The 24811-nt window shown below is 51.0% G+C and carries 24 protein-coding genes; 5 read left to right on the plus strand and 19 right to left on the minus strand.

All coding sequences use genetic code 11. The annotated features are described in order from the left end of the window. Positions 1 to 17 precede the first annotated feature (17 nt). The 4 genes from lpdA to pdhA form a co-directional block, all read right to left on the minus strand. The gene (gene lpdA, locus KNP80_RS04215) at positions 18 to 1430 is read right to left on the minus strand and encodes a dihydrolipoyl dehydrogenase (RefSeq protein ID WP_214719503.1); all 1413 of its coding nucleotides are present in this window, start codon (positions 1428 to 1430) and stop codon (positions 18 to 20) included. Positions 1431 to 1434: 4 nt separating this feature from the next. Then, the gene (locus tag KNP80_RS04220) at positions 1435 to 2727 is read right to left on the minus strand and encodes a dihydrolipoamide acetyltransferase family protein (RefSeq protein WP_021066996.1); all 1293 of its coding nucleotides are present in this window, start codon (positions 2725 to 2727) and stop codon (positions 1435 to 1437) included. A 76-nt stretch (positions 2728 to 2803) separates the two neighbouring features. Then, positions 2804 to 3781 (minus strand): alpha-ketoacid dehydrogenase subunit beta, encoded by a 978-nt coding sequence (locus tag KNP80_RS04225; protein WP_021066995.1) that lies wholly within the window; start codon positions 3779 to 3781, stop codon positions 2804 to 2806. A 3-nt stretch (positions 3782 to 3784) separates the two neighbouring features. Further along, positions 3785 to 4870 carry a pyruvate dehydrogenase (acetyl-transferring) E1 component subunit alpha gene (pdhA, locus tag KNP80_RS04230; RefSeq protein ID WP_021066994.1) on the minus strand — a complete coding sequence of 362 codons (1086 nt, stop codon included), beginning with the start codon at positions 4868 to 4870 and terminating at the stop codon, positions 3785 to 3787. Positions 4871 to 5200: 330 nt separating this feature from the next. Here pdhA and def point away from each other — a divergent pair, with 330 nt between their 5' ends. Together def and KNP80_RS04240 are read left to right on the plus strand one after the other, a co-directional pair. Then, positions 5201 to 5740, plus strand: coding sequence for a peptide deformylase (def, locus tag KNP80_RS04235; protein ID WP_021066993.1), 540 nt, complete (start codon positions 5201 to 5203; stop codon positions 5738 to 5740). A gap of 1 nt (position 5741) precedes the next feature. Next, positions 5742 to 7367 carry an alpha/beta hydrolase gene (locus KNP80_RS04240; protein WP_214719573.1) on the plus strand — a complete coding sequence of 542 codons (1626 nt, stop codon included), beginning with the start codon at positions 5742 to 5744 and terminating at the stop codon, positions 7365 to 7367. Positions 7368 to 7478: 111 nt separating this feature from the next. Here the strand turns inward: KNP80_RS04240 and KNP80_RS04245 are convergent, their stop codons facing one another. Further along, the gene (locus tag KNP80_RS04245; protein ID WP_214719505.1) at positions 7479 to 8936 is read right to left on the minus strand and encodes a phospholipase D family protein; all 1458 of its coding nucleotides are present in this window, start codon (positions 8934 to 8936) and stop codon (positions 7479 to 7481) included. A 65-nt stretch (positions 8937 to 9001) separates the two neighbouring features. Then, a complete protein-coding gene (gene rnjA, locus KNP80_RS04250) occupies positions 9002 to 10669 on the minus strand; it encodes a ribonuclease J1 (RefSeq protein ID WP_021066990.1) in 1668 nt (555 codons plus the stop codon). A gap of 219 nt (positions 10670 to 10888) precedes the next feature. Between rnjA and KNP80_RS04255 the strand changes: the two genes are divergently transcribed. Then, on the plus strand, positions 10889 to 11665 hold the full coding sequence (locus KNP80_RS04255) for a Cof-type HAD-IIB family hydrolase (protein ID WP_214719506.1): 777 nt from the start codon (positions 10889 to 10891) through the stop codon (positions 11663 to 11665). Positions 11666 to 11696: 31 nt separating this feature from the next. Here the strand turns inward: KNP80_RS04255 and KNP80_RS04260 are convergent, their stop codons facing one another. The 5 genes from KNP80_RS04260 to KNP80_RS04280 all read right to left on the minus strand — a co-directional run bounded on the left by KNP80_RS04260 (position 11697) and on the right by KNP80_RS04280 (position 17166). Beyond that, a complete protein-coding gene (locus KNP80_RS04260) occupies positions 11697 to 12359 on the minus strand; it encodes a potassium channel family protein (RefSeq protein WP_029595762.1) in 663 nt (220 codons plus the stop codon). 107 nt (positions 12360 to 12466) lie between these two features. Next, positions 12467 to 13498 (minus strand): cytochrome d ubiquinol oxidase subunit II, encoded by a 1032-nt coding sequence (locus KNP80_RS04265; RefSeq protein ID WP_214719507.1) that lies wholly within the window; start codon positions 13496 to 13498, stop codon positions 12467 to 12469. 14 nt (positions 13499 to 13512) lie between these two features. Continuing rightward, a complete protein-coding gene (locus KNP80_RS04270; RefSeq protein WP_214719508.1) occupies positions 13513 to 14901 on the minus strand; it encodes a cytochrome ubiquinol oxidase subunit I in 1389 nt (462 codons plus the stop codon). Positions 14902 to 15169: 268 nt separating this feature from the next. Beyond that, positions 15170 to 16291 carry an N-acetyldiaminopimelate deacetylase gene (locus KNP80_RS04275; RefSeq protein ID WP_021066985.1) on the minus strand — a complete coding sequence of 374 codons (1122 nt, stop codon included), beginning with the start codon at positions 16289 to 16291 and terminating at the stop codon, positions 15170 to 15172. After that, on the minus strand, positions 16288 to 17166 hold the full coding sequence (locus tag KNP80_RS04280) for a transcriptional regulator CcpC (protein WP_021066984.1): 879 nt from the start codon (positions 17164 to 17166) through the stop codon (positions 16288 to 16290). Before KNP80_RS04280 ends, KNP80_RS04275 begins: the two co-directional genes overlap by 4 nt. Positions 17167 to 17276: 110 nt before the next feature. On the opposite strand from KNP80_RS04280, the gene KNP80_RS04285 reads away from it, so the two are divergent. Continuing rightward, the gene (locus KNP80_RS04285) at positions 17277 to 17666 is read left to right on the plus strand and encodes a disulfide bond formation protein B (RefSeq protein ID WP_214719510.1); all 390 of its coding nucleotides are present in this window, start codon (positions 17277 to 17279) and stop codon (positions 17664 to 17666) included. A gap of 380 nt (positions 17667 to 18046) precedes the next feature. Here KNP80_RS04285 and nadE read toward each other — a convergent pair whose 3' ends face one another. The 8 genes from nadE to KNP80_RS04325 all read right to left on the minus strand — a co-directional run bounded on the left by nadE (position 18047) and on the right by KNP80_RS04325 (position 23658). Then, positions 18047 to 18862 carry an ammonia-dependent NAD(+) synthetase gene (gene nadE, locus KNP80_RS04290; protein WP_029595764.1) on the minus strand — a complete coding sequence of 272 codons (816 nt, stop codon included), beginning with the start codon at positions 18860 to 18862 and terminating at the stop codon, positions 18047 to 18049. Positions 18863 to 18979: 117 nt separating this feature from the next. Further along, complete coding sequence (locus KNP80_RS04295; RefSeq protein WP_286038152.1) at positions 18980 to 19810, minus strand: BsuPI-related putative proteinase inhibitor; 831 nt, start codon at positions 19808 to 19810, stop codon at positions 18980 to 18982. A 100-nt stretch (positions 19811 to 19910) separates the two neighbouring features. Next, positions 19911 to 20105, minus strand: coding sequence for a hypothetical protein (locus KNP80_RS04300; RefSeq protein WP_021066980.1), 195 nt, complete (start codon positions 20103 to 20105; stop codon positions 19911 to 19913). A gap of 244 nt (positions 20106 to 20349) precedes the next feature. Then, positions 20350 to 21441 carry a virulence factor gene (locus tag KNP80_RS04305; protein ID WP_029595766.1) on the minus strand — a complete coding sequence of 364 codons (1092 nt, stop codon included), beginning with the start codon at positions 21439 to 21441 and terminating at the stop codon, positions 20350 to 20352. 72 nt (positions 21442 to 21513) lie between these two features. Beyond that, a complete protein-coding gene (locus KNP80_RS04310; protein WP_021066978.1) occupies positions 21514 to 21753 on the minus strand; it encodes a hypothetical protein in 240 nt (79 codons plus the stop codon). A 69-nt stretch (positions 21754 to 21822) separates the two neighbouring features. Next, positions 21823 to 22383: an NADPH-dependent FMN reductase gene (locus KNP80_RS04315; RefSeq protein ID WP_021066977.1), complete on the minus strand. Its 561-nt coding sequence runs from the start codon at positions 22381 to 22383 to the stop codon at positions 21823 to 21825. Beyond that, on the minus strand, positions 22376 to 23089 hold the full coding sequence (locus KNP80_RS04320) for an alpha/beta fold hydrolase (protein WP_214833745.1): 714 nt from the start codon (positions 23087 to 23089) through the stop codon (positions 22376 to 22378). Before KNP80_RS04320 ends, KNP80_RS04315 begins: the two co-directional genes overlap by 8 nt. Before the next feature lie 2 nt (positions 23090 to 23091). Further along, entirely contained in the window at positions 23092 to 23658 is a 567-nt protein-coding gene (locus KNP80_RS04325) for a GNAT family N-acetyltransferase (protein WP_214719512.1), read from the minus strand. 151 nt (positions 23659 to 23809) lie between these two features. On the opposite strand from KNP80_RS04325, the gene KNP80_RS04330 reads away from it, so the two are divergent. Then, complete coding sequence (locus KNP80_RS04330; RefSeq protein WP_021066974.1) at positions 23810 to 24541, plus strand: hypothetical protein; 732 nt, start codon at positions 23810 to 23812, stop codon at positions 24539 to 24541. Positions 24542 to 24811: the final 270 nt, after the last annotated feature.

Raw genomic sequence — 24811 nt, forward strand, 5'->3', positions numbered from 1 at the left:
GCGAGAGAGCTTTTGACTTATTTAACGACGTGGATTGGCATACCCATTGCGATTTCTGCCGCTTCCATTGCCATCTCACCGAGTGATGGGTGAGCGTGGATTGTAAGCGCGATATCTTCTGCAGTCATGCCTGCTTCGATAGCGAGACCAAGCTCGGCAATCATATCTGAAGCGCCAGTTCCCGCGATCTGAGCACCGATCAAGAGACCGTCCTCTTTACGCGTGATGAGCTTCATGAAGCCGTCTGGCTCGTCAAGAGCGAGGGCACGGCCGTTCGCTGCGAATGGGAATTTCGATACAGTGATCTCAAGTCCTTCTTCTTTTGCGAGTGGCTCTGTGTAACCGACTGTTGCAAGTTCAGGGTCAGTGAAGACAACCGCTGGGATTGCTGAGTAGTCGAGGTACGCTGGCTTACCGGCAGCTGCCTCCGCTGCGACTTTCGCTTCGTAAGAAGCTTTGTGCGCGAGCGGTGGTCCAGGTACGATGTCGCCGATTGCGTAGATATTTTCGTTCGACGTTTTGCACTGGTCGTCGATTTCGATGATGCCGCGGTCGCTGACTTTGACTTCCGCGTTTTCGAGACCGATGTCGCCAGTGTTTGGACGACGGCCGACTGTGACGAGGACGTAGTCCGCTTCAACAGACTGCTCTTCGCCGTTCACTTCAAACTTAACTGTTACGCCGTCTTCTGTTTCCTCGACGCCTTTTGCAAGAGCGTTCGTGTGAATCGTGACGTTGCCTTTTTGTTTGAGTTTCTTTTTGACGATTTGCGTCATTTGCGGCTCGAAGCCAGACAAGATGTCGCTTGCGCCTTCAACGACGACGACTTCTGTATCGAAGTTCGCGTACGCTGTGCCGAGCTCCATACCGATGTAGCCGCCGCCGATGACGACGAGTTTCTTCGGTACTTCAGGAAGAGCCAATGCGCCAGTTGAAGAAAGGACGCGTTTTGACCATTTGAACGATGGAATCTCGATAGGTGTTGAACCAGTCGCGATGATCGCTTTTTTGAACTTGTAAGGAGTCGAGCTATCTTCTGTGATGACACGTACTGTGTCTTCAGATGCGAAGAAAGCTTCACCTTGAACGATTTCAATCTTGTTACCTTTCAAAAGGCCTTTGACGCCGCCAGTCAATTTGTTGACGACCGACTGTTTCCAGTCTTGGACTTTTGTGAAGTCGACTGACACGTTGTCAGACGTTATTCCCATTGAAGAGTGACCTTTAGCGTGCTGGAAGTTGTGACCAGCAGTGATCAATGCTTTCGATGGGATACAACCGACGTTCAAGCAGACGCCACCAAAGTTTCCTTTTTCGACGATCGTGACTTTAAGGCCGAGTTGTGCGCCACGGATGGCTGCGACGTATCCACCAGGACCGGCGCCGATGACAAGCAAATCAGTTTCTTGTGCGAATTCTCCTACTACCATGTTCTTATCCCTCCATCATTAGAAGTGCTGGATCTTGAAGCAAGCGTTTCACCATGTTGAGTGCGTTTTGAGCTGTTGCACCGTCGATGAGGCGGTGGTCAAAGCTGAATGAAAGCGCGAGGACTGGAGCCGCGACGATTTCACCGTCTTTAACGACAGCTTTTTCAGCGATGCGACCGATACCGAGAATTGCAACTTCTGGGTGGTTGATGACAGGTGTGAACCATTGTCCACCAGCTGAACCGATGTTCGTGATTGTGATCGATCCGCCTTTCATGTCGTCCCCAGCAAGTTTGCCTTCACGTGCTTTACCGGCAAGCTCATTGATGTTTGTAGCGAGTGCATAGATTGATTTACGGTCCGCTTCTTTGACGACAGGAACAACGAGACCGTTGTCCGTATCAGCAGCGATACCGATGTTGTAGTAGTTTTTGTAGACGATTTCTTCGTTGACATCGTCGATTGACGCGTTGATCGCTGGGTAAGCTTTCGCTGCAGCAGTCAATGCTTTAACGACGAACGGCAAGTACGTGAGTTTCACGCCTTGGTCAGCAGCCACTTGTTTGAACTCTTTACGGAGTGCGACGAGTTTCGTAACGTCGACTTCGTCCATGAGTGTAACGTGTGGAGCTGTGTGCTTCGAGTTAACCATTGCTTTCGAGATTGCTTTACGGATACCACGGATTTTCTCACGCGTTTCGAGTTCAGGGGTTGCTGACTCGTAAGGTTTGATTTCCGTTTTCGCAGCCGCTGCTGGAGCTACAGATTCTGTTTTCTCTGTTGTAGCTTCTGCTGTTGGTGCTTCTCCGTTTGCGAATGCATCGATGTCTTCTTTCAAGACGCGGCCGTTGTCGCCAGAACCTTGGACTTCACGGATGTCGACGCCTTTTTCACGAGCGTATTTGCGGATTGAAGGCATTGCGATGACGCGCTCCGATTTGTGAAGTTGAACTTCACGCGGGCCGTCTTCTTTCACGTCTTCTTTCACATCTTCAGTCTTCTCTTCAGCTTTAGGCTGTTCAGGAGCTGCTTCTTCTTCACCGGCTGGTGCGTCACCTTCGATATCGAACGTGATGAGGACGTCGCCGACGACCGCAACTGTACCTTCAGAGACTTTGACTTCTTTAACTGTTCCATCAACTGGAGCTGGAATCTCAACGACGGCTTTGTCGTTTTGTACTTCAAGAAGAATGTCATCTTCTTTTACTGTATCCCCTGCTTTTACGAACCACTTGACGATTTCACCTTCGTGAATTCCTTCACCGATGTCTGGTAATTTAAATTCAAATACTGCCACTGGTTTTTCCTCCCATCAATTAATCATGTAAACACAATGAGGGAGACAATTCTCCCTCATCGTTAAATGAACACGATCAGAAGTTGATAACTTCCTTAACTTTTGCAACGACATCTTTATGGTCAGGTAACCATGCGTCTTCACCTTGTGCGAAAGCGAAGACTGTGTCTGGTGCAGTTACACGAAGCACTGGTGCCTCGAGGTGAAGAATTGCGCGTTCTTGAATTTCAGTTACGACGTTAGCCGCAATACCTGCTTGACGTTGTGCTTCTTGAACGACGATCGCACGGCCAGTCTTTTTAACAGACTCGACGATTGTATCGATATCAAGTGGGCTCACTGTCATAAGGTCGATGACTTCGACGTTGATGTTTTCTTTTTCGAGCTCTTCTGCCGCTTTGAGTGACGTGTGGACCATTGCACCGTAAGTGATGATCGAAACGTCAGTTCCTTCGCGTTTCACGTCTGCTTTTCCAAGCTCGATCGTGTATTCGCCTTCTGGAACTTCGCCACGGAATGAACGGTAAAGCTTCATGTGCTCGAGGAACACGACTGGGTCGTTGTCACGGATTGCTGAGATCAAAAGACCTTTTGCATCGTATGGCGTTGACGGGATGACGACTTTAAGACCAGGTGTCTGAGCCATCAAGCCTTCAAGGCTATCCGCGTGAAGTTCTGGTGTTTTAACACCGCCACCGAATGGTGAACGGATTGTGATTGGCTGGCTGTAAGCCCCGCCTGAACGGTAACGCATACGCGCCATTTGAGCTGCGATCGAGTCGAACACTTCGAATACGAATCCGAAGAATTGAACTTCCATGATCGGACGGAAGCCTGTAAGACCGAGACCGATGGCAAGACCACCGATACCAGACTCAGCAAGCGGCGTGTCGAAGACACGGTCTTCGCCGAGCTCGTCTTGGAGACCTTCCGTTGCACGGAAAACCCCACCGTTTTTACCAACGTCTTCTCCGAAAAGAAGTACTTTCTCGTCGCGCTTCATTTCAACGCGCATCGCATCAGTAATCGCTTGGATCATTGTCATTTGAGCCATAACTTACTTCGACTCCTTTGCTGTATATTCTTCAAGCTGCTCTTTCAAGTTTGAAGGAAGTGTTTCGAACATGTTGTTGATGAAGTCCGAAACTTTTTGTTTTGGTTCTTTGTCAGCGAGGCTGATCGCTTCTTTCACGTCTGCTTTCGCTTGTTCGATGACTTCGTTCTCCATGTCTTCGCTCCAAAGCTTCTTGCCTTCGAGGAAGAGGCGGAAACGAACGAGTGGATCTTTCTCTTGGTACTCTGTGTCGAGTTCTTTTGTACGGTAACGCGTTGGGTCATCCCCTGCGAGCGTATGTGGTCCGTAACGGTATGTGAGTGCTTCGATAAGCGTCGGAGTTCCGTCAAGTGCGTCTTTACGCGCTTGTTGTGTTGCGGCGAGGACAGCAAGAACGTCCATTCCGTCAACTTGGATTCCGTTGATTCCCGCTGCGACAGCTTTTTGCGCGATCGTTTTAGCTGCAGTTTGCTTCTCAACAGGTGTCGAGATGGCAAAGCGGTTGTTTTGAACGACGAAGATGGCTGGTGATTTGAATGCACCTGCGAAGTTCAATCCTTCGTAGAAGTCACCTTGTGATGAACCACCGTCACCCGTGTAAGTAATGGCGACGTTTGTGTTGCCGTTGCGTTTGAGGCCCATTGCCACACCCGCAGTTTGAATGATTTGTGCCCCGATGATGATTTGCGGCATCAAGACGTTAACGTCTTCAGGAATACGGTTACCTGCGACGTGACCACGTGAGAACAAGAACGCTTGATAAAGCGGAAGTCCGTGGAATACGAGTTGCGGGATATCACGGTAGCCTGGAAGAATCCAGTCTTGTTTGTCGAGCGCATATTGCGTCCCGATCATCGTTGCTTCTTGACCAGCCACTGGCGCGTAGAAACCTAGGCGTCCTTGACGGTTGAGCGAGATGGCACGTTGGTCCCAGATTCGTGTGTAGACCATGCGGCGCATAAGCTCCTGAAGTTGCTCGTCCGTTACATCTGGCATTGCGTCTTGGTTGACGACCTCGCCCTTCTCGTCGAGAATACGGAACGTTTGGAAGTTTTCTTCCACGTTTTGAAGTACCTGAACGTTGTTCATTCGTTTCACCTCATCCTTTCAACTATGAGACAATTGTCTTTTTTGTGATCAAACACTACCTCAAATCTTAAGTGTATCTGTCCAAAAAAGCAATCTGTATTAACGTGATTCAGGAAAGTTACACTTATCCTGCCGTTTCCTAGTCAGTATAAAACGGGTTGTTATAATAACGCAAAAAATATGCTCACTCTATAAAAACGCTTACATCAACACATCTTTTCCCTTATTTCGCCTCTGTATCATTTTCATTTCACCTTCTGTACCATCTAAGCGAAATGACTAATAAATATGATATAATTGGTCATATCGCAATGAGAAAGGAAGTTTTGCATGTTAACGATGAAAGATGTGATTCGTGAAGGAGACGAGCGGCTCCGCGCCCGCTCAATCGAAGTGCCGGTCCCACCGACGGCAGAAGACCTCGCGCTACTCGACGAGATGGAGACGTTCCTCGTCAACAGCCAAGATCCAGAGATGAGCGCGAAGTATGAACTTCGGGGCGGTGTCGGCATCGCCGCACCACAACTCGGCGTCAATCGCCGCTTTTTCACGGTCCTGCTCCATGAAGAAGAAGAGACGTTCAAACTATCCATCTTCAATCCGAAGATTACGAGCCACTCGGTCGAACAGACGTACTTGAATGGCGGTGAAGGCTGTCTATCTGTCGACCGTGTCGTCAAAGGCAACGTGCCCCGATACCGACGCATCACGATTGAAGGGTTTGACCGTGACGGCGCCCCGATTAAATTGCGGCTCCGCGGTATGCGCGCCATCGTCTGTCAACATGAGCTCGACCATTTAGATGGGGTGCTCTTTTACGACCGCATCAACACGACCAACCCGTTAGAGACCTACGGTGAGCCGATTTGAGGTGACGAGCTTGAAGAAAAAGGCACTGTTGTTAGTATTCCCATTTCTGTTTCTTTTAATCGGGGGATGTGTCCGAATCGAATATGATGCGACCGTCCACTACGACCAATCGGTCACGTTAGAGACGACGTATGCTTTCCGCGACCATCCGGTCATGAAGCTGCTCAATTTGCGGCTCGATTGGGATACATGGAAACAACAGGCGAATGAGAACGGGTATGCGACACGTGACTACTCGAGTCAAGACGACTATGAAGGCATGGTGCTCAAGAAGACGTTCGACAACGTCGATGATCTCCAAAACATTAAAGAGGAGTGGAAGACCGGTCCGGCCGGTATCCTCGTCCCACCTGATATGAAGTTTGATGTCGAAAAAGAGGATGGGATTTGGTTTGATTCATACGTCATGAACACGAACCTCGACCTGCGGCTCGAACGCGTCGATTTGCCAGGTCTGAATTTAAGCGGCTCCCCGAAACAACTGGCCGAACGCTATGTTCGACAAGCCGATATCCGGTTCAATCTGACCGTGCCGACCGGGGTGTTCGTCGAAGACGGCACCGGACTCGATGTACGGTCGATGAAACATGTCGAGTGGCAAGTGTACGGTGGCCGTCAAAATAATATGACACTCGTCGCCCACGTGCCGAACGTCAAGGCGTGGATTATCACAGGCGTCATCATCGTCGTCCTTGGCCTAGTCGCTTTCTTTGTTTGGCGAAAATATCGTCAAAACGTCGGTAATCCAGACAAGACGTCGATTCGTTCTCGCATCTTCGGCGGCTTCATCCTCGTCTTGACGCTCGCGTTGATGATCGTGACGATTCGAGACGAGTTGACGACGGAACGGAAATCTGAGGCGATTCGCCAGGCGGCGCAGACGGACGAGTTCATCCCGACGTTCGCCGTTCACGGCTTGCTCGGGACCGACCGCACATTCCTCCGCTTCTCGCAGTATATGGAACAGCGCGGGCTGGCGAAAGATGGAGCCCTCTGTACCGTGACGGTGAAAGGCGCGGTCGATTGCGTCATCAACGACTATAGTTCGAACCGACCGATTGTCCGGATTGAATATGAGGATGCCGAGGCATCGCTCAACAATCAGACCAAGTGGTTAAACCTTGCCATCGAACGCTATAAACAGGAACGAAACCGTTCGTTCGACCGGATGTATTTGATCGGTCACAGCATGGGCGGTGTGGCGGCAGCGAACTATATCTTGAATCAAGACGAATACATCGTCGATAAGTTCGTGACGTATGATAGTCCGTTCGCCGGAACACGACTTGCCAACTTCGGTCTGTCCGCCAGTAATTTCGGGATCAATACCGGCAGTCCTGCCATCCGGGATTTGTCCCCGAGTTCTGACGGGTTGCAGGCGTTCCAAGAAAAACTTGAGACGTGGCCACGCTCCGTCCAAGTGTTCTCCTTCTCGGGACGCGGCGGCGAGTTCAACTTGATTGAGCCAGCGAGTTCGCTCTTGCTAGAAGAATATACGAACAACATCGAGACGGAAACCGTCCCATACGATCATTTCTCGCTCCACCGGAAGACAGACGTCCTCCGCGACACGGGCAGATTCCTTTATGAGTTTACGAACGAGTTCAATCCCGTCGAAACGAATTGATGCAAAACCCGCTTTCACGTGTGAAGGCGGGTTTTGTTCGTCATCATGCTTTTGATGTCTCGTCCGCTCAGCAACCAACAAAGCCCAACTTCAATCGAAGGTGGGCTTGTGTCAGTAAGTCATTGTCCAAGTAAGTTTCTGAAGCCAATAAATCACATACTTTCCGATTGGCAAATCGGTCTGAATCTCATCATAGGCGAGCGTATACGTTCCTTGCTCGTTGTTCCAGAGACGCTTGAAGTATCCATCGATCTCGCGGATGAACTCTGTCTCCTCGGTCGTGACGACTTCGACATCAGCTTCCAAGTTGTAATCGTTCATGTTGCGGGTCGTATAGTTTCCTGACCCTATGACGACGACGCGACGGTCCCCTTCCACGTACAGCATCTTCGGATGATACTGCTCTTCACTGACATCATACCACCTAATCTCGATTTGTTCCGGGTTCACTGTGTTCAACTCCGCGGCGACTGGCAAGTTCGGCAACCCCGACTTGTCGCGCCCGAACGCGTTCGTGTTCGGGTCAAGAATCAGTTTGACGAACACGCCGCGCTCGGCGGCCTCATGAATGGCTTGAATGATGTTGCGGTCGGCCAAATAAAACATGCCGATCCAAATCGTCTCGCCTGATTCCGCTTCTTCCATCGCATTGATGACCGCGTCCTGAATCTTGGATTCTGTGACGTAGCGGATTTGCATCGGGCCCTCCGACGGCTCGTCGCGCAGATTCGCGAGCTTCTCTTCGCTCGGGAAACGTTCGGCATCCCCTTTCGAGAACGTCGCGATCGCTTCTTCCCCTTCGAGAATGTCCGCTAAAATCGGACCATCGAGCCGCACCCCGACGTTCGAATGATAACCGCTCGCATCATGCGGGTTGGCCGATAAGACGAAACCGTCATTTTCGGTCACCATCACTTTGCGGTGGTTCGCTTTCACGTTCAACAGGCGTAAATACGACCGGATTGTGATGTCCGGGGCCGTTTTGACCATCGGGTTCGGCAACCAGCCGTTCTGACTGTCCCCGAACCATTGGAACCCGATGCGATAGAGCGTCGAGTATAAGATGTTCGGGTCGCGGAGCGCATCGAGGTTCGTGTAGACGATCTCCGCGCCCGCTTCCTTCAAGACGTCGAGATGATCGGACGCGTGTCCGTTATAGGTCGTATTGATTTCATCCGTGATTAAGACGACGTTCATGTCCGGATAGGCTTCCATCTGTTCGAGCAAAGCCGATGACAGACTGGCCGTGATGTCCGGATATTGCCGGTCTTCATTCGAATATGGGTTGAATAAGAAAAAGTCCATGACGATATATTCCCGCGCCTCGCGGATTGACCGCTCGACGTCTTGAAAGATCTCTTGCTCGTTCACTTCCGTGTCTTCCCCTTGATACGTCAAATCAAATAAAAAATCGATTTGGTCATCCGAAATCGCGACCGGTTCCGACGCACGCGACACGCCGTCCGGCAACGGTTTGACTTGATGGTATACCATCGTGATGAGGAAGAGTAAGGCGAATACGGCCAGGCCCCATTTCAGCCATCCTTTCTTCCGTTTCTTGCGTTCCATCTAGCACCATCTCCTTTATTATTGACCTCTAAAAAACGGGCTGTAGTCCCCTACAGCCCGCTCGTTCATACTTCCATGATAATCGGAAGAACCATTGGGTGTCTTCGTGTTTTTTGTGCCAAGTATGGCGTGAGTGTATCTGAGACGAGTTGTTTCAACTCCGACCATTTCATCTGCTTGTTCGACAAGCCTTGCTCGACCGTCTTCTTGAGCAAGCGCTCGCCGTCACGAATCAAGCTGCCCGATTCACGCATATAGACGAAGCCGCGTGAAATGATATCTGGACCTGAGACTAGTTTACGCGTCTTGCCGTCGATGCTGATGACGACGACGACGAGTCCGTCTTCTGAGAGGATGCGGCGATCGCGCAAAACGATATTGCCGATGTCCCCGATACCGTTCCCGTCGACGTACACGGCGTTGGCCGAGATTTTCCCGGTGATGGCAGCCGAGTCAGCGTCGACAGCTAGCACTTCACCATTGTCCATGATGAAGCTGTTCTCTTTCGGGATGCCGACCGATTCGGCGAGTTCGGCGTGTTTCACCAACATGCGATACTCCCCGTGAATCGGCATGAAGAATTTCGGGTTAAGCAAGCGAATCATGAGCAATTGTTCTTGTTGCGACCCGTGACCCGACGTGTGAATGTTCGTCAATTTTCCATAAACGACGTCCGCTCCGGCTTTATACAATTGGTCGATCGTCTTCCCGACCGAGATGGCGTTACCCGGAATCGGAGACGACGAGAAGATGACCGTGTCGCCAGGAATAATCGATACTTGACGGTGTGTCCCGTTGGCGATGCGGCTGAGCGCAGCCATCGGCTCACCTTGTGAACCGGTACAAAGAATCGCCACTTCATGCGGCTCGTAGTTTCGTAACTGATTGGCTTCAACGATCATGCCTTTCGGGACGTTGATGAAGCCGAGCTCTTGCCCGATCGTCATGACCTTGTCCATCGAACGGCCGAAGATGGCCAAATGGCGACCCGTCTCGGCACAAGCGTCGACGACTTGTTGTAGTCGATAAATGTTCGAGGCGAACGTCGCGAAGATGACGCGCCCTTCGGCTTTCCGGAACGTCTCACTGATCGTGCCGCCGACAACTTTTTCACTCATCGTGAAGCCTTCGACTTCTGCGTTCGTCGAATCGGACAAGAGGCAAAGCACGCCTTCTTTCCCGATGTCTGCCATCTTGGCGATGTCAGCCGGTTCGCCGACCGGTGTGAAGTCGAACTTAAAGTCACCGGTATGGACGATATTCCCTTGTGGCGTCTTCACGACGACACCGAGCGAGTTCGGAATCGAGTGAGTTGTGCGGAAGAACGAGATGCTCGTCTTTCTGAACTTGACGATGGCGTCCTCATCAATCTCATGCAGTTCCGCTTCCCGGAGCAAACCGTGCTCTTCGAGTTTCACTTTAATCAAGCCGAGCGCGAGTTTTGTCGCGTAAATCGGAAGCTTCACTTGTTTCAAGAGAAACGGGATTCCGCCGATGTGGTCTTCGTGACCGTGGGTGATGAACACCCCTTTGACTTTATCTTTGTTTTTAATCAAATATGAGTAATCAGGGATCACGTAGTCGATTCCAAGCAAGTCATCCTCCGGGAACATGACGCCCGCATCGATGACGATGATTTCATCTTGGAATTGAACAACGTACGTGTTCTTCCCGATTTCTCCGAGTCCGCCTAGTGCGAACACAGCTGTTTGGTGGTTCTTTACAAACTTCATTTAATCTCTCCTTACTACAAGTAGTTGATGTTCATCTATGTGAAACATAAGTGATTCTCGCAATATAATTACGTTCCGTAAGATTCTTTCTTCATTATAGCTTATATTGTGACAATATTTCACTATTGACGTAAGATTGAGGGCGGTTTCTCGATTTCGTGATATGCTTTTTAGTATACAACTGACTTAATCAAGACAGAGAAAGCATGGTGAAGAAAAATGGAAGATAAGAAAGTAGTCTTTTTTGACATCGATGGCACGTTGCTCCATGAAGGGTCGTACATTCCCCCTTCGACGATCGCGGCCATTCAGCAGCTACGCCACAACGGCGTCGAGACGTTCATCGCGACAGGGCGTGGCCCGGCGATGCTGTCTGATATCCCCGAACAGCTCGGCATCGACAGCTTTGTCTGCTACAACGGACAAATCGTCGTCCACCAAGGCGAAGTCGTCTATCGGAACACGTTGCCGACCGACGCGCTCCGTCGCTTGACCGAACATGCCGGCTCAAACGACCATACGCTCGTCTATCTCGGACAACACCGTGGCGGTGCCACAAAAGCGAACGACCATGTCGTCGAACAGTCACTCGGAGAACTTGATATGCCGATTCCGACATATGATCCGAATTTCCATATCGAACAGGCCGTCTATCAGACGCTCCTATATTGCACGCCTGAAGAAGAACATCACTATTTGGACGCGTACGGCGAGTTTGATTTCATCCGCTGGCATCCGCACGCCATGGACGTCATCAATCGTGGCGCCAGTAAAGCCGACGGTATCCGCCACTTCATCGAGACGAACGGCTATCGGCTCGAGAACACGTACGCGTTCGGCGACGCCTTGAACGATTTGGCGATGCTTCAATACGTCGGAACGGGCATCGCAATGGGCAATGCCCGGGTCGAAGCGAAAGAAGTCGCCGACTTCGTGACGAAATCGATTCTCGAAGATGGAATCGAGTACGGCTTAAAATCAATGAAGCTCATTTAATAAAAAACGAGAGGCGCGCGCCTCTCGTTTTTTATCTGGACCGAAGTGTGCGTTCGAGTCGATCCAAGTCCGTATCTTTCCCGATGATGATCAAGATGTCCTCTGGCAAAATCATCTCGTCGGCTTGCGGTGAGATGATGACGTCATCATTGCGGCGGACCGCGACGATGTTGACGCCGTATTTGGCGCGAAGGTCCAAATCGATGAGCGACTTGTTCGACAGTTTGTCCGACGCCTTGATTTCAACAATCGAGTGCTCGTTCGAGAGCTCGAGGTAGTCAAGGATGCTTTGGCTCATCAATCCGTTCGCAATCCGGATGCCCATGTCGCGCTCTGGGTGGACGATGTTATCGGCCCCGATGCGGCGCAACACTTTCTCGTGATAATCATTCGTCGCCTTGACCGTGATGATTTGAACGCCGAGCTCTTTTAAAATGAGTGTCGTCAAAATCGAGGCTTGAATGTTTTCACCGATGGCCACGATCACGTGTTCAAAGTTGCGAATGCCGAGACTTTTCAATACGTTCTCGTCGGTCGTGTCCGCGATGACCGCATGCGTCGCCAATCCCATAAACTCGTTGACGCGTTCTTCATCCGCATCGATCGCCAACACGTCATAACCGTTCGCCGACAATTCACGAACAATCGAGCCGCCAAACCGTCCTAATCCGATGACTGCAAATTCACCTGTCATAATTTCATACATCCCTTTCCTACGCTGTTTCTGTTCCCGATTCTTCGTACAGTGTAACCGATTCCCCTCAAAAAAACTATATAAAAAAAGACCGGAATATCCGGTCTTTACGCTTTACCACTCGAACGCTTTCCGCGTACATAGTCATTGTCGAACAAGAACAGGCGTAACAAGAGATACAGCGCCGGTACGAGCAAGAGCAATCCGAGGATGAAGACGACGACGAGGGCGATGGCCATCGACTCGTTGACGACACTTCCGTTGATGTCGATGTACGGATAAAGAATGTACGGCAAGTGCGTATATCCGTATCCGAACCAGGCCATAAAGAACTGACCCATGACCATCAAGAACGCGAGGCCGTAGTTTCGCTTCATGTAGACGAGTGCAACGGCTACAGCGAAGAAAATGAAACTTGCAGCGAACCACCACCAGTTGCCCGCTAAGATGCTCTCATAATGCCAAGCTGCCTGCGACTTCAACCCGAAGAAGACGAGGCCCGACGCGACAATCGTCGGAACGCTCCAGAACAAGGCCCATTTTCGAACGAGTGGGACCGCCTGAGCGTCACGCGCCTTATCGGCATAGAATAAGAGGAACATGGCACTGATATAGAGCACCGACACGATTGCCAAGGTGACGACGGTCCAAGAATAGAAGTTGGTGAACAACTTCATGCCGTCAAAGACGACGCCCGACTCGGTCTCATTGATGAACCCGCCTTGGCTGACCGTAAGAACGGTAGACATCGAGGCCGGGATTAACAGCCCAGTCGCCCCATATAAGAACATATAGAACGTGCTCTCTTTTGAGCCGTAGTTGGCAAACGCGTAGAAACTACCGCGAATCGCCAACAGAATCAACACGACCGAGGCCGGTACGAGAAGCGCCGTCCCGTAATAGTAAGCCGTGTCTGGGAAAAACCCGACGATCCCGACGAAGAAGAAGACGAAGAACACGTTCGTCACTTCCCACGTCGGCGATAAATACCGTGCAATCAGACGGTTGATCTTTTGGTCCCGCTTCGTGTACTTACTATAGAAAGCGAAGAAGCCGGCACCGAAATCAATCGATGCGACGATGAGGTAGCCGTACAAAAACGTCCATAGTACGGCAATCCCTAATTCTTGAATCTGCATGTCATACCCTCCGATCACACTTCATCCGCGAACATCGCTTCACCGCGATGCTCCGATTGTTTTAGTTCTTTCCCTACTGGGTTGTCCTTGAACAGACGAGTCAAGACGAGTACCGTGACCACGCCAAGAACTGCATACAGGATCGCAAAGGCGATAAGCATCCATCCTACGTTTGCCGATGTCGTCGCCGCCTCACTCGTGCGCATCAAATCGTAAAGCGCCCACGGCTGACGACCGAACTCTGCGAAGAACCAACCAAACTCGATGGCCATCATCGCGAGCGGACCGCCTGCGGCGATGGCGATGAGCATCGGTTTACTGAATTGAGGCAGTCGCTTGATATACCGTCCGAGCACGAACAAGAACGAAATCAATGCCAGCAACATCCCGATCCCGACCATCGCATCAAACAGGTAGTGGATGAATAGTGGAGGTTGATCTTCTTTCGCAAATTCATCAAGACCGGTCACCTCATAGTTCGGCACACCGCCCGCTAAAATTGACAAGGCGTACGGAATCTTCAAGGCGCCACGTACTTCGTAACCGCCCTGTCCGTCTTCCTCGAGCCATCCGCCTAGAATCAGCTCGGCTTCCGAGGAGGTTTCAAAATGCCACTCCGCAGCCGCCAATTTGTCTGGCTGATACTTCGCCAAGTATTTACCTGAGAAGTCGCCGACGAGAGCAGTCGCAATCGCAAAGATGAGCGCGACGGTCATCGTCAAACGAAGACCTTTTTTATGATACTCGATTGACAACTTGTCGAGCTGGTTCCGTCGTTGACGGAGCAACTGGACAGCGGCGATGGCGGCTAAAATGAACGCCGATGTCAGAATGGCCGACGTCAAGACGTGCGCCATTTTGGTCGGCATCGCTGGGCTGAACATCGCCTCGATTGGACTCACGTTGGCGAGTCGACCGTCGACAATATCAAATCCGACCGGCTGGTTCATGAAGCTATTGACGGTCGTAATGAAGAACCCTGAGAACAAGGCACCTACCGCGACTGGAATCCCGACGAGCATATGGTGCCACGGGTTTTTAAATCGATCCCACGTGTACAAATAAATCCCGAGGAAGATTGCTTCAAAGAAGAAGGCGAACGTTTCCATGAACAGTGGAAGTGCGATCGTTTGACCGGCGACCCGCATAAGGTTCGGCCAAAGTAAAGACAGCTGGAGCCCGATTGCCGTACCTGTCACGACACCGACCGCTACTGTGACGACGTAGCCCCGTGACCAACGACGGGCCATCAAGGTGTATTTCGGATCTTTCTTTTTAATACCTAGAAACTCTGCCAATAAAATGAGTAATGGAACCCCAACGCCGATTGTGGCAAATATCACGTGGAAACCCAACGTGAGTGCCGTTAACGCCCGGCTCATCAGGACAGGATCTTGAAACATCTATTGATTACCTCCTATCTCTCTCTAGCGCGTAAAACCAATGTCTATCGCGCAACATCACAGATGATTTCCCTTGGATACCCTTATCATAATGATTTTATATAGCGCTGTAATGTCTCAATGCTTGAGTTCGCAAAATGTTCACATTTGAGCAAGCTTAACAATATAGACGCTTTACAACTCTTACTTTTTTCCCAAAATTTTAACGGTTCACGCACAATTCTACACATTTCATACAAAAAAGCGGACACCATCGTGTCCGCTCGCTTCATTTAATGATGGCCGTTCTAAAGAAATGATCGAACAGCTCGATGGCGACATCAATGGCCCGCTCATCCGGATTGAGCGTCGATTGGTGTAGTCCAGACCCCATATCGTTCACGCCGAGCCAGACCATAAAGCCTGGTACTTGTTTCAGCATGTATCCGAAATCTTCACCGGTCATGGCCGGTACGCACGTCTTGTATGAGTATCCGACTTCCTCGACCGCTTCTTCGAATTGGAACAAATAACGCTCGTCGTTGACGACCTCATGATAACGATTGCCGAACTCGAGGTCGATGTGGACGTTATACGTCATCTCCACCCCGGCGATGATTTGACGGATGCGTCGTTCGAGCACAACCATCTCCTTGTCCGACAAGGCCCGAATCGTACCGTCGAGCTTCGCCGTGTCCGCGATGATGTTCTCTTTCGTCCCAGCCATCACTTTCCCGATCGAGATGACCGCGCTGCCCATCGGGTCGATGTTCCGTGAGACGATTGTTTGCAGCTGCATAATCAATGCGGCCTGGACGATGACGGCATCAATTCCTGCGTGTGGGAAGGCACCATGCCCGCCTTTCCCATGAATCGTCAGATGCAACTCGCGCGCACTCGCGAACAATACACCTGGACGCGACGCGATCGTGCCGACAGGATATTCTGGTGCGACGTGAAGTCCGAACATCGCATCGGGACGGAAATGATAGAACAGTTCCGACATGGCCATCGGCTCAGCTCCGCCCGGACCTTCTTCGGCTGGTTGGAAGAAGATGACGAGGTGATGGTCGAGCGGCTCTTCGACAGCTCGCTTAATCAACCCGAGAGCGATTGCCATATGAACGTCATGGCCACAGGCGTGCATCATCCCTTCATGAACCGAGGCAAACTCGAGGCCGGTCTCTTCGGTGATTGGTAAGCCGTCCATGTCGGCCCGGTAACCAATCGTCTTTTCGCCGACAAGCCCGTCGATGCGGACAAACAAACCGGTACGCCAATGCGAGATGTGCACCCGCGGCGAGTTTAAGGATCGAATCAGTTCTTCAAGCGTCGCCTGTGTCTTGAACTCTTCATAGCCTCGTTCTGGAATCAAATGTAATTGCCGTCTTGCCTCAATTGCCCAACTCATTCCACACTCTCCTTCGTCACTTCATCAACAATCTCCCAAAACGCCTTCACTTGCGCCAACTCGAGCATCGACTCGGTCGATAACATCCACGTATCCCGGACAAGCGGAATCCCGTCCGACGACGTGAGCGGAATCTTATTGATCGCCTCGACATCACGAATCGTCGACTCAGGTAAAATCGCAAATCCGATTCCGTGTAACGCCATCTGTTTGCACGTCTCGATTTGGTCGACGACGAGCGTCGTGAGCGGCGGACTCGAGAAGCGCTCTTGCCACCACTCCAAAATTTCCTGATAATACGTCGAGTCGCTCTTGAATTGAATGAACGAACGCTCGTTATTTTTTAATTGTTTCAAATCGGTCATCCGCAAGTCGACCAGGTGAAGCGAATCTGAGAACAATTTCATCTTCTCGCCGCGCCAATCCGGATTCCCGCGAATGATGCCGATATGGAAATTTTCCTCTAGCATATAGCGCATCATCTCGCTTGACCAGCCCGTGACGAGTTTGACTCGAACCGATGGATACCGCTCGACGAATCGCTTCAAAACGCGCGGTAGCCAATACTGACCCATGATGGATGCGACGGCGATTTTTAATGTACCGTACACCTCACCTTGTTGCGCTGTCAACTCCCCACGCAGCTCCTGCTCCTCGCTATACATCTTCTTCGCGAAGTCGATGATTTTTTCACCGTCCGGCGTGAGCGCGAGGCCCCGTGTCGAACGGACAAAAATTTTCTTGCCCCACTGATGCTCGATTGTGACGAGGCGCTGACTGAGTGCGGGCTGGGAGACGAACAAGCGCTCCGCCGCTTTCCGCATATTCAACTCTTCGGCGAGGACGATTAACACTTCCACTTCTGATACTTGCATGACGTCACCTATTTCTCTATCGTTTCAAAGATTGTATACTGGATACGTTATTGCTTCACTGTATCATATCATGTTTGTCGATTAGTTTTGAATCGTCAGGAGGAAATCAGATGCAACGTCATCATTTTGCCTTTATTGTCGCCACCATCGCGACGCTCGGCAGTCTCTATTTCTCGGAAATCATGCTGTACGTGCCATGCAAGTTATGCTGGTTCCAACGCATATTTATGTATCCGCTCGCCATCTATTACTTGACGGTACTGCTCTCTAACCGTGCTGTGAACAAATTGTTCGTCGGTCTCATGGCCGGGGCGGGTTGGGCAATCGCCCTCTATCACGTCATTCTCGAACGCATCCCGAACGGCGACGCGTTCTGCAGTAACGACTGTTTGATTCGTTGGGTGAACTACTTCGGATTCCTCACGATCCCGCTGCTCAGCTTGATCGCGTTCACGCTCATCTTGCTCATCCAATTCGTGCCGACACGCTCGAAGCGCTAATCTGTGATACACAAAGGAACCGGTCCAAGGATCGGTTCTTTTGTGTGATTTACGATCGCTTTGGCCGGCACCCTCCGTTCCTGGGGCGATGCGGATGCCTCCGCAGCGCGAATCGCGCTTTACGGGGTTATCCTTGCATCGCTCTCCCCTAGGAGTTCGATTGCAGGCTTTTGCATCGATTGATCTGTAGCATAGGGAAGTCCCTTCGATCCGGCCCGTGGCGCCCTGACTCATGCAGGAAAGCAATCCGACGAAGACCCCGCAGTGCCGGATTCGGCGCGAGGAGGCTTCGGGATTGCCTGCTGAAAGCATGGGCGCCTAACGGGACGGTTCGAAAGTTACCACATAAAAAAGAACCAGCCGGGGGCTGGTTCTTAAGATCACTGCCACCACTCGTCATAGAGCGAGGCCGGCATATGGTGTTTATGGCGCGACCGTTTGAAGATTGTCTCAATCCGTTCGGCGATGGCTGGATCGACTGATTTCCCTTCGAGATAATCATCGAGTTGATCATACGTCATCCCGAGAGCGACCTCGTCCGGGAGTCCCGGTTTGTCATCTTCCAAATCAGCCGTCGGCACTTTATAAATCAAGCTCTCATGCGCTTCAAGTTCATGGAGCAACGCTTTCCCTTGGCGCTTGTTCAATCCTGTGAGCGGCGTCAAGTCGGCCGCCCCGTCCCCATGCTTCGTGTAAAAACCAGTGACGTATTCGGCCGCATGGTCCGTGCCGACGACGAGGGCACCGTACGTGGCTGCGATGTCGTATTGCACTTTCATCCGCTCGCGCGCTTTCGTGTTCCCTTTATGGAAGTCGCCAAGTTCGAGTCCCGTCGCTTCATGGAACGAGTTGGCTGAGGCATCGACGGCCGGTTTCACGTTGACCGTGAACGTTTTGTCCGGTCGAATGAAGTCGAGGGCACGTTTGGCGTCGGCCTCGTCATGTTGCTCGCCATATGGCAGACGGACGGCGTAGAATGTAAAGTCCGCACTTGTTTCCTCACGCAATTCTTCCATCGCCAGCTGGCAGAGCTTGCCGGCGAGCGTTGAGTCCTGTCCTCCCGAGATGCCGAGGACGAGCCCTTTCGCGCCTGCTCGTTTGACATAAGCCTTTAAAAAATCGATTCGGCGACGAATCTCTTCGGCTGGGTTGATGGATGGTTTGACGTGTGTCGTCTCAATAATATGTTGCTGCATTCTCAACTTCCTCCCTATCTGATATCGGTTTGCCTAATTGTCTGACAATCTATGAATGCCGTCAACTTGTTTCATTCCCGAAACAAAACGACGGAAACCTAAGTTTCCGTCGTCCGGTTATTGAATGCGGAACGATGCGACGTCGCCGCCGATCGGTGTCATCTCCAAGAATAATGCTTTTCCTGCCGGTGGTTCTTCATCCATTAAGACACCAAATGTGAAGCTGCCACTTGTCACTTCGGCCGCACCTTGGGCATATAGATTATGACCGTCCGACACGCTCCATTCGAACTCTTCGACGTCCGTGTATCCAGAAACATCGATCGCGTTACCGTTCAATTTGATGGCCACATCGCGGAACGAACCGTCCGTTTGCGCGGGTTGATCGCTCGGCTCTTCAACGGGTTTTTCTGTCGTTTCTTCCGTCGTTTCTTCGGCCGGCTCTTCCGGTGTTTCTTCAGTCGGCACCTCGGAAGCTTCAACGGTCAGCGACTGTTGATCGGTGACCGCCATCTCAGGTGCACCTTCGACTTGGGCCAGACCGACGAAGTCCACCGTGTACTCACCCGCTTCGAGCGTGAGTGGGAATACTTCATCGAACACTTTCTTCTCATCTGGTGCCCACGTCTCTTCGATAATCGATTCTGTGAACATATATTCACTGCCATAGTCGAAGATGGTCGTATCCCCGTTCATTACCGTCATCTGAAAGCGTTGCGACGAATTGAACGTCACGTTGACGGGCTCCTCGTTCGGATTCGTCATCGATACCGTCGCCGACAACTGTTTGGACTCGGCATCGTAGCTCACGTCCGTCTCGAGTGTCAATAAGGCAGGCGGTGTCGACGCGTTACCGTCCACATCGCTCGGGTTCGCTTCTTCTTTGCTGCAAGCCGCGACGACCAACATCATCGCCGTAACGATTGCCAATAACCAAGTTTTCTTCACGTATCCCACTCTCCTCCGAAAAATAAAAAAACGTCTATAGCACTAGTGTAAACGTTCGTGCAGACGTTTGTAATGGGTTTACGGATATTATTCACCTTTATTATGAAACTTGGACGTTTTCCACGTATTGCTGCCATCCTGTCATGAACAACGCGTCAGCGACGTCGATATCGGACCGAACTTGTGCAGAGATTGAGAACGTCTCGCTGTGAATCGACTCAAAGATGACCGTGATCATACCATCGACGACTTCCTTATAGGCTACGAGTTCTGGTGTTTCTGCAAAAAGCATCATGAGTGTGGCTCCTTTTCGGTTATAAGATATGTATAGTGTATCAACGATTATATTGAGAATAACGTCCCATCGTTCGACAGGCCAAAAGACCCGTTTACCCAACTGTCGAATTGCTGGTATCGATTGTTAGTCATTTGGATGAATTATCAAATTATTCGTGCTAAAAGAGAGACGAATCGCAATCCGATTCGTCTCCCTTCCTGTAACTGTAAAAAAATTAAATTCATGATTGTCGAATGATTTGTTACTTCGTTCGGTTTGAAATTTGTTGCCATACTGTCCCGAGTGCCGTTTCCCCGCTCGTGATCCGTTCTTTGGCAAGGCGTGCCTGCAACGACACCTCGAACTCACGATCGTCTTCGGCGATTTTGAGGGCGGGTACGGCCTGTTCATCTCCGCAGTCGAACAAGAATCGAGCGGCCCGCCACCGGACGAGCTTGCTCTTATCCTTGAGCGCCTCAATCATCGACGGTTGCGACTGCGGCAACGCCCAATCGGACACCGTGTCGCCGGCCGTACGCCGTACAATCGGTGACGAGTCGACGAGCGCCTGTTCGATATACGTGACATACTCTTCCCGATTCTCTTCGAACATGCCAATCATGACGACCGCTTGTCGACGGATGGCCATCACCTTGTCCTCGAGGGCGCGGCGGAAGTACACCATGTTGTCCGGGGTAATCTCGAGCTCGTCCAAGAACGCCAAACGTGCTTTCCAATCGTCTGATTGCAATTGGTTCGCATTGGCTTCATAGTCGGCTTCCCGGCCAAACGCCCGGGCGACGATGCGAGCGACCCGCTCTTCAGGATACGCCGCCTCGAGTTCTTCTTGCGCGACGACACTCACATCCTCGAGCTCACCGTAACGCGGGGCTTGTTCGACCCAGCGTCGGTCTTGGATGACGTTTTTCACTTGGGCCTGCACGTCAAGTGCGGCGTCGACGAACCGTTTTGACAGGCCGACCCGTTTTTCCGAATCGCCTTTGACGAGTTTCAATTGCATCGGCACATCGAGGACGAACTGGACCGAGACGTGCACCGGTTCGTAGTCCGCCGCCATTTGACTTGCCTCGACTTCCGGCACGTCTTCCCCGAACGCGCGGCGAATCTCGTTCATGACGTCGTGCCAGTCATGTTTCGGATGGCGTTCGACGGCGAGGAAGTCGGAGACAGCGTAGACCGACTTGACCCCGCGTAAGCCGACGATGTCTTCAATGATCGGCGGCATATCACGGCTCGCCTTGTCATACGTGACACCACGGCCCGTGAACGCCGGTTCGACGATAATCTTCAAGTTATTTGGACTTGGAGTTGGTTCGATTGCTACTAATTTCATTCTCATCACCTCACTCTCAATCGTGACGAAAACGACAAAAAAACGCAAGCGAGTCGCTTGCGTCGTGAACAATCAAAATAGGGCGATGAACTGTTGGAGCGAATACTCTTCTCCTTCGACGATGAACGTATCATCTGCTGACACAGGCTCAAGGAAGAAGCGCTTCTCCCCATCGGCTTTGACGTATCCGAAGATATGGCTCGTTTGATAGAACAATTCCACAATCGTCACCCGGCCGAACGTCATCCCGTCATTGATGATTGCCCGGTCCTCCAACTCGCCGCCATTATACAGTTCAATATACGTTTGCATGTTTGTCGTCGCTCCCTTTGTGTTTGTTTTCACAATTCATTTCTATCAAACAATCAGGGCGACTTCAAGTTAATTTTTTGCGTGACGCTTCCAAAAATCAATCCAGTTATAATACTCAGATAACACTCGGTCGATTTGTTGCCGAGACTTTTCATCGTGTAATCCAGTATCATCAATCTTTTCTTTACAATGTGTGATAAAGATTTCATTTCCTGGTAAAACGTTAGCACGATTTGTGGCAAATACTTGACGGAGATGAATTTGACATCGCGCCGTCCCAAGCATACCCGGAGACGCCCCGGCAATCATGACCGGTTTCTCACGGAGCGGCGTGCCTGGTTCGAGCGACAGCCAATCGATTGCGTTCTTCAACACACCCGGGATGCTGTGGTTATATTCCGGGGTGACGACGAGCAGACCGTCCGCCTCACGCACGGCTCGTTTGAAGTCGCGTACGACTTCGGGTTCATCCGGGTCGATCAAGTCGTCGTTATAGAGCGGCATCTCAATCGAAGCGATCTCGACGTCGAACCGATCTTGCCCGAGCTCGATGATGGAATGGAGCAGCGCCGTGTTATATGACGCCTTACGAAGACTTCCTGATACGGCAACGAGTTTGAATTTAGACATCCTGTACCTCCTTGAGCCAATCATTGATGAGTTGCGCTTCTCGTTCTGGCTGTTCCATCATCCCCATATGGCTAGCCGGTACCGTCTGTTTCGTATGACGGTCCGCCCCTAGGAAAGCGCGTTCCGCATTCATGTTCGGATCACTAGATCCATAGAGGAAGAGACCGGGCAATTTCGTCGACCGGACCGTCTCCGTTTCGTCGGCACGGTCGCGAATGGCCATCTGCGCGGAAATGATTCCTTCTTTTGACATCTCGTAGCCGATTTGCTTGGCGCGTTCAATCAACGCGGTGTCGGAATCAGCGGCAAACACACTCGGAATCATCGTGTCGATGAACGGATGTACCCCTTCTTCCATCACTCGTTCGATGGCTTCATTCCGCTTCGCTTTGGCAGGCTCTGGATCAGCCGCCGCTGTCGAATGAATCAATCCGAAACCAGATAGCGCATCCGGATGACGGCGGACGAGGTTGGTCGTGATGTAGCCCCCGAACGAATGACCGAGCACAATTGGACGCTTAAGATCGCGCAGTTTTATTTCAGAAAGCACCCAATCCGCAAACTGATCCATCGTCTCTGGTCCAGCCTCCGTCCCGGAATGTCCCGGTAATATCAGCGCGTATACGTCCGCGTCCATCAATGGGATAAGTTCCTCAAAATAGTCAGGTGATCCACACAATCCATGTAACAGCACAACTTGTCTCAACGTCATTCCTCCCTTTCATTCCATTCGTCTTTCAAGAGACGATACATCGTCAAATCCATGAAACGTCCGTGACTATACGCATAGTCATGGAGCAGCCCTTCCTCCGTAAAGCCGAGCTTTTGCACCAACCGGTTCGACCCTTCGTTCCCCGGGGCGACGAGCGCCGAGATGCGATGAAACTTGAACTCGTCAAACCCGTATCGAATGACGGCAGACGCCGCCTCGAACGCGACACCCTGGCGCCAATGGCTCGGCGCGACCTCGAAGCCGATTTCGGCCCGAAAATACTGCGGGGTCCAGTTGTGAAAGCCGATCGTCCCAATCAGTTCGTTCGTTTCGCGGTCACAGATCGCCCAGCGAATCGCTTTTCCTTGCTGAAACTGATCTTTGAAATAAGCGATGACGTTCTTCGCCTCGTAGACGGCCAGCAAAGGATCGGACCCGTAATAACGCATCACTTCCTCGGTGGAAAGAATCACATAGAGTGCCCTTGCGTCACGGGGTTCGAGTTCCCTTAAGATGAACCGACTCGTCACGAGCTCGGGAAAGCTTTTTTTCAACCCCCACATATGGAATCCGCCTTTCTGCTTCTTTTCCTCAATTATAACCATTTTCCCAAAAAAACCATCATCTCAATCCTCTAGAACCGCTCAAACATGGCGCGCCACGAAGGGATTTGCTAAAATCAAACTATAGTGACTTCGAACTGAGGGGATAAATATGTCAAAACAGTTGTTCTATATTAAACAAGACCGAGAACTGCAACGTTTTACACTGCATGGCGTGACTTTAAACGATGTCACCGAGGCGTTATCACTCGCCCGCCCGATGATTATTTGTCGGACGGACATGAAAGGGATGAGACAGTCGTCCCGGACCCGGTTCCGCTATATCGAGGCGCACGAACTGTCGACGTTCTCGACCAAGTATTTAAATAACCAAACGAGTTTCACCGCCATCGACTTTCCTGACTATCATCTGCTTGAATCGTTATCGGATCACGAGATCGCTGAAATCTTGTTCCTCAGTCATATGGAACGTGGCTTAAAAGGACCTTTCCTGAACTCGATTCAAAACGAGATTGCCTTCTTCAACGAATCGAATGATCGTCATAGCAGCCTGTACATAAAAGACTGGTCGACGATCTCGCACTTCTTGCAGAGCGTGCTGCAAAGCAAGCTCGACCGCGACATTCGCAACATCAGTTTCGTCCCAATCCCGCTCCCGGTCATCGATGAGATTTTGGCGTTATCACCGCAAGGGTTGATTATCGATTTCGATCATACGAAGCGGAGCCTGTTCAATCGGCAAGTCTCGATTGCCTTCTATGTCGCCGGGCGTTACGAGGACATGTCGGTGCTCGAAGAAGACTTTGATGCGAAAAAAGAATCGATCGCGTTGAAAGGACAATTGACGTATCGCCGTCGTACGTGGGAGATTGAACGATTTTGAGTTCACCCGTGCAATAATCTTTATCGAACCTGAGCCAATCAGGTTCTTTTTTGTTATCCCGCTCATACGGATTACGTTTCAAATCCCATCACCAAGCGCCTGAGACACTATTTTTATAAATTGATAACAAATTGTCTTAATTTTTCGTTAAATTAACTCTTTTCTTTTATCGCGAGGAGGGTATACTAGGAATAACCTTCTGGAGGAATGGAAGGCAATATAGAGAAAGCGAGGTGAAAATCTATTCATCACGCGGATGAATAGATACAC

It is taken from the genome of Exiguobacterium sp. E4787 (assembly GCF_018618375.1).
In the GTDB taxonomy this organism is placed as follows: domain Bacteria; phylum Bacillota; class Bacilli; order Exiguobacteriales; family Exiguobacteriaceae; genus Exiguobacterium; species Exiguobacterium chiriqhucha.

Bases quoted from the DNA above. Each gene is read 5' to 3' on its own strand.
- lpdA (WP_214719503.1), bottom strand. From the start codon at position 1,430: ATGGTAGTAGGAGAATTCGCACAAGAAACTGATTTGCTTGTCATCGGC.
- KNP80_RS04225 (WP_021066995.1), bottom strand. From the start codon at position 3,781: ATGGCTCAAATGACAATGATCCAAGCGATTACTGATGCGATGCGCGTT.
- pdhA (WP_021066994.1), bottom strand. From the start codon at position 4,870: ATGAACAACGTTCAGGTACTTCAAAACGTGGAAGAAAACTTCCAAACG.
- def (WP_021066993.1), top strand. From the start codon at position 5,201: ATGTTAACGATGAAAGATGTGATTCGTGAAGGAGACGAGCGGCTCCGC.
- KNP80_RS04245 (WP_214719505.1), bottom strand. From the start codon at position 8,936: ATGGAACGCAAGAAACGGAAGAAAGGATGGCTGAAATGGGGCCTGGCC.
- rnjA (WP_021066990.1), bottom strand. From the start codon at position 10,669: ATGAAGTTTGTAAAGAACCACCAAACAGCTGTGTTCGCACTAGGCGGA.
- KNP80_RS04255 (WP_214719506.1), top strand. From the start codon at position 10,889: ATGGAAGATAAGAAAGTAGTCTTTTTTGACATCGATGGCACGTTGCTC.
- KNP80_RS04260 (WP_029595762.1), bottom strand. From the start codon at position 12,359: ATGACAGGTGAATTTGCAGTCATCGGATTAGGACGGTTTGGCGGCTCG.
- KNP80_RS04265 (WP_214719507.1), bottom strand. From the start codon at position 13,498: ATGCAGATTCAAGAATTAGGGATTGCCGTACTATGGACGTTTTTGTAC.
- KNP80_RS04270 (WP_214719508.1), bottom strand. From the start codon at position 14,901: ATGTTTCAAGATCCTGTCCTGATGAGCCGGGCGTTAACGGCACTCACG.
- KNP80_RS04275 (WP_021066985.1), bottom strand. From the start codon at position 16,291: ATGAGTTGGGCAATTGAGGCAAGACGGCAATTACATTTGATTCCAGAA.
- KNP80_RS04280 (WP_021066984.1), bottom strand. From the start codon at position 17,166: ATGCAAGTATCAGAAGTGGAAGTGTTAATCGTCCTCGCCGAAGAGTTG.
- KNP80_RS04285 (WP_214719510.1), top strand. From the start codon at position 17,277: ATGCAACGTCATCATTTTGCCTTTATTGTCGCCACCATCGCGACGCTC.
- nadE (WP_029595764.1), bottom strand. From the start codon at position 18,862: ATGCAGCAACATATTATTGAGACGACACACGTCAAACCATCCATCAAC.
- KNP80_RS04300 (WP_021066980.1), bottom strand. From the start codon at position 20,105: ATGATGCTTTTTGCAGAAACACCAGAACTCGTAGCCTATAAGGAAGTC.
- KNP80_RS04305 (WP_029595766.1), bottom strand. From the start codon at position 21,441: ATGAAATTAGTAGCAATCGAACCAACTCCAAGTCCAAATAACTTGAAG.
- KNP80_RS04310 (WP_021066978.1), bottom strand. From the start codon at position 21,753: ATGCAAACGTATATTGAACTGTATAATGGCGGCGAGTTGGAGGACCGG.
- KNP80_RS04315 (WP_021066977.1), bottom strand. From the start codon at position 22,383: ATGTCTAAATTCAAACTCGTTGCCGTATCAGGAAGTCTTCGTAAGGCG.
- KNP80_RS04325 (WP_214719512.1), bottom strand. From the start codon at position 23,658: ATGTGGGGGTTGAAAAAAAGCTTTCCCGAGCTCGTGACGAGTCGGTTC.
- KNP80_RS04330 (WP_021066974.1), top strand. From the start codon at position 23,810: ATGTCAAAACAGTTGTTCTATATTAAACAAGACCGAGAACTGCAACGT.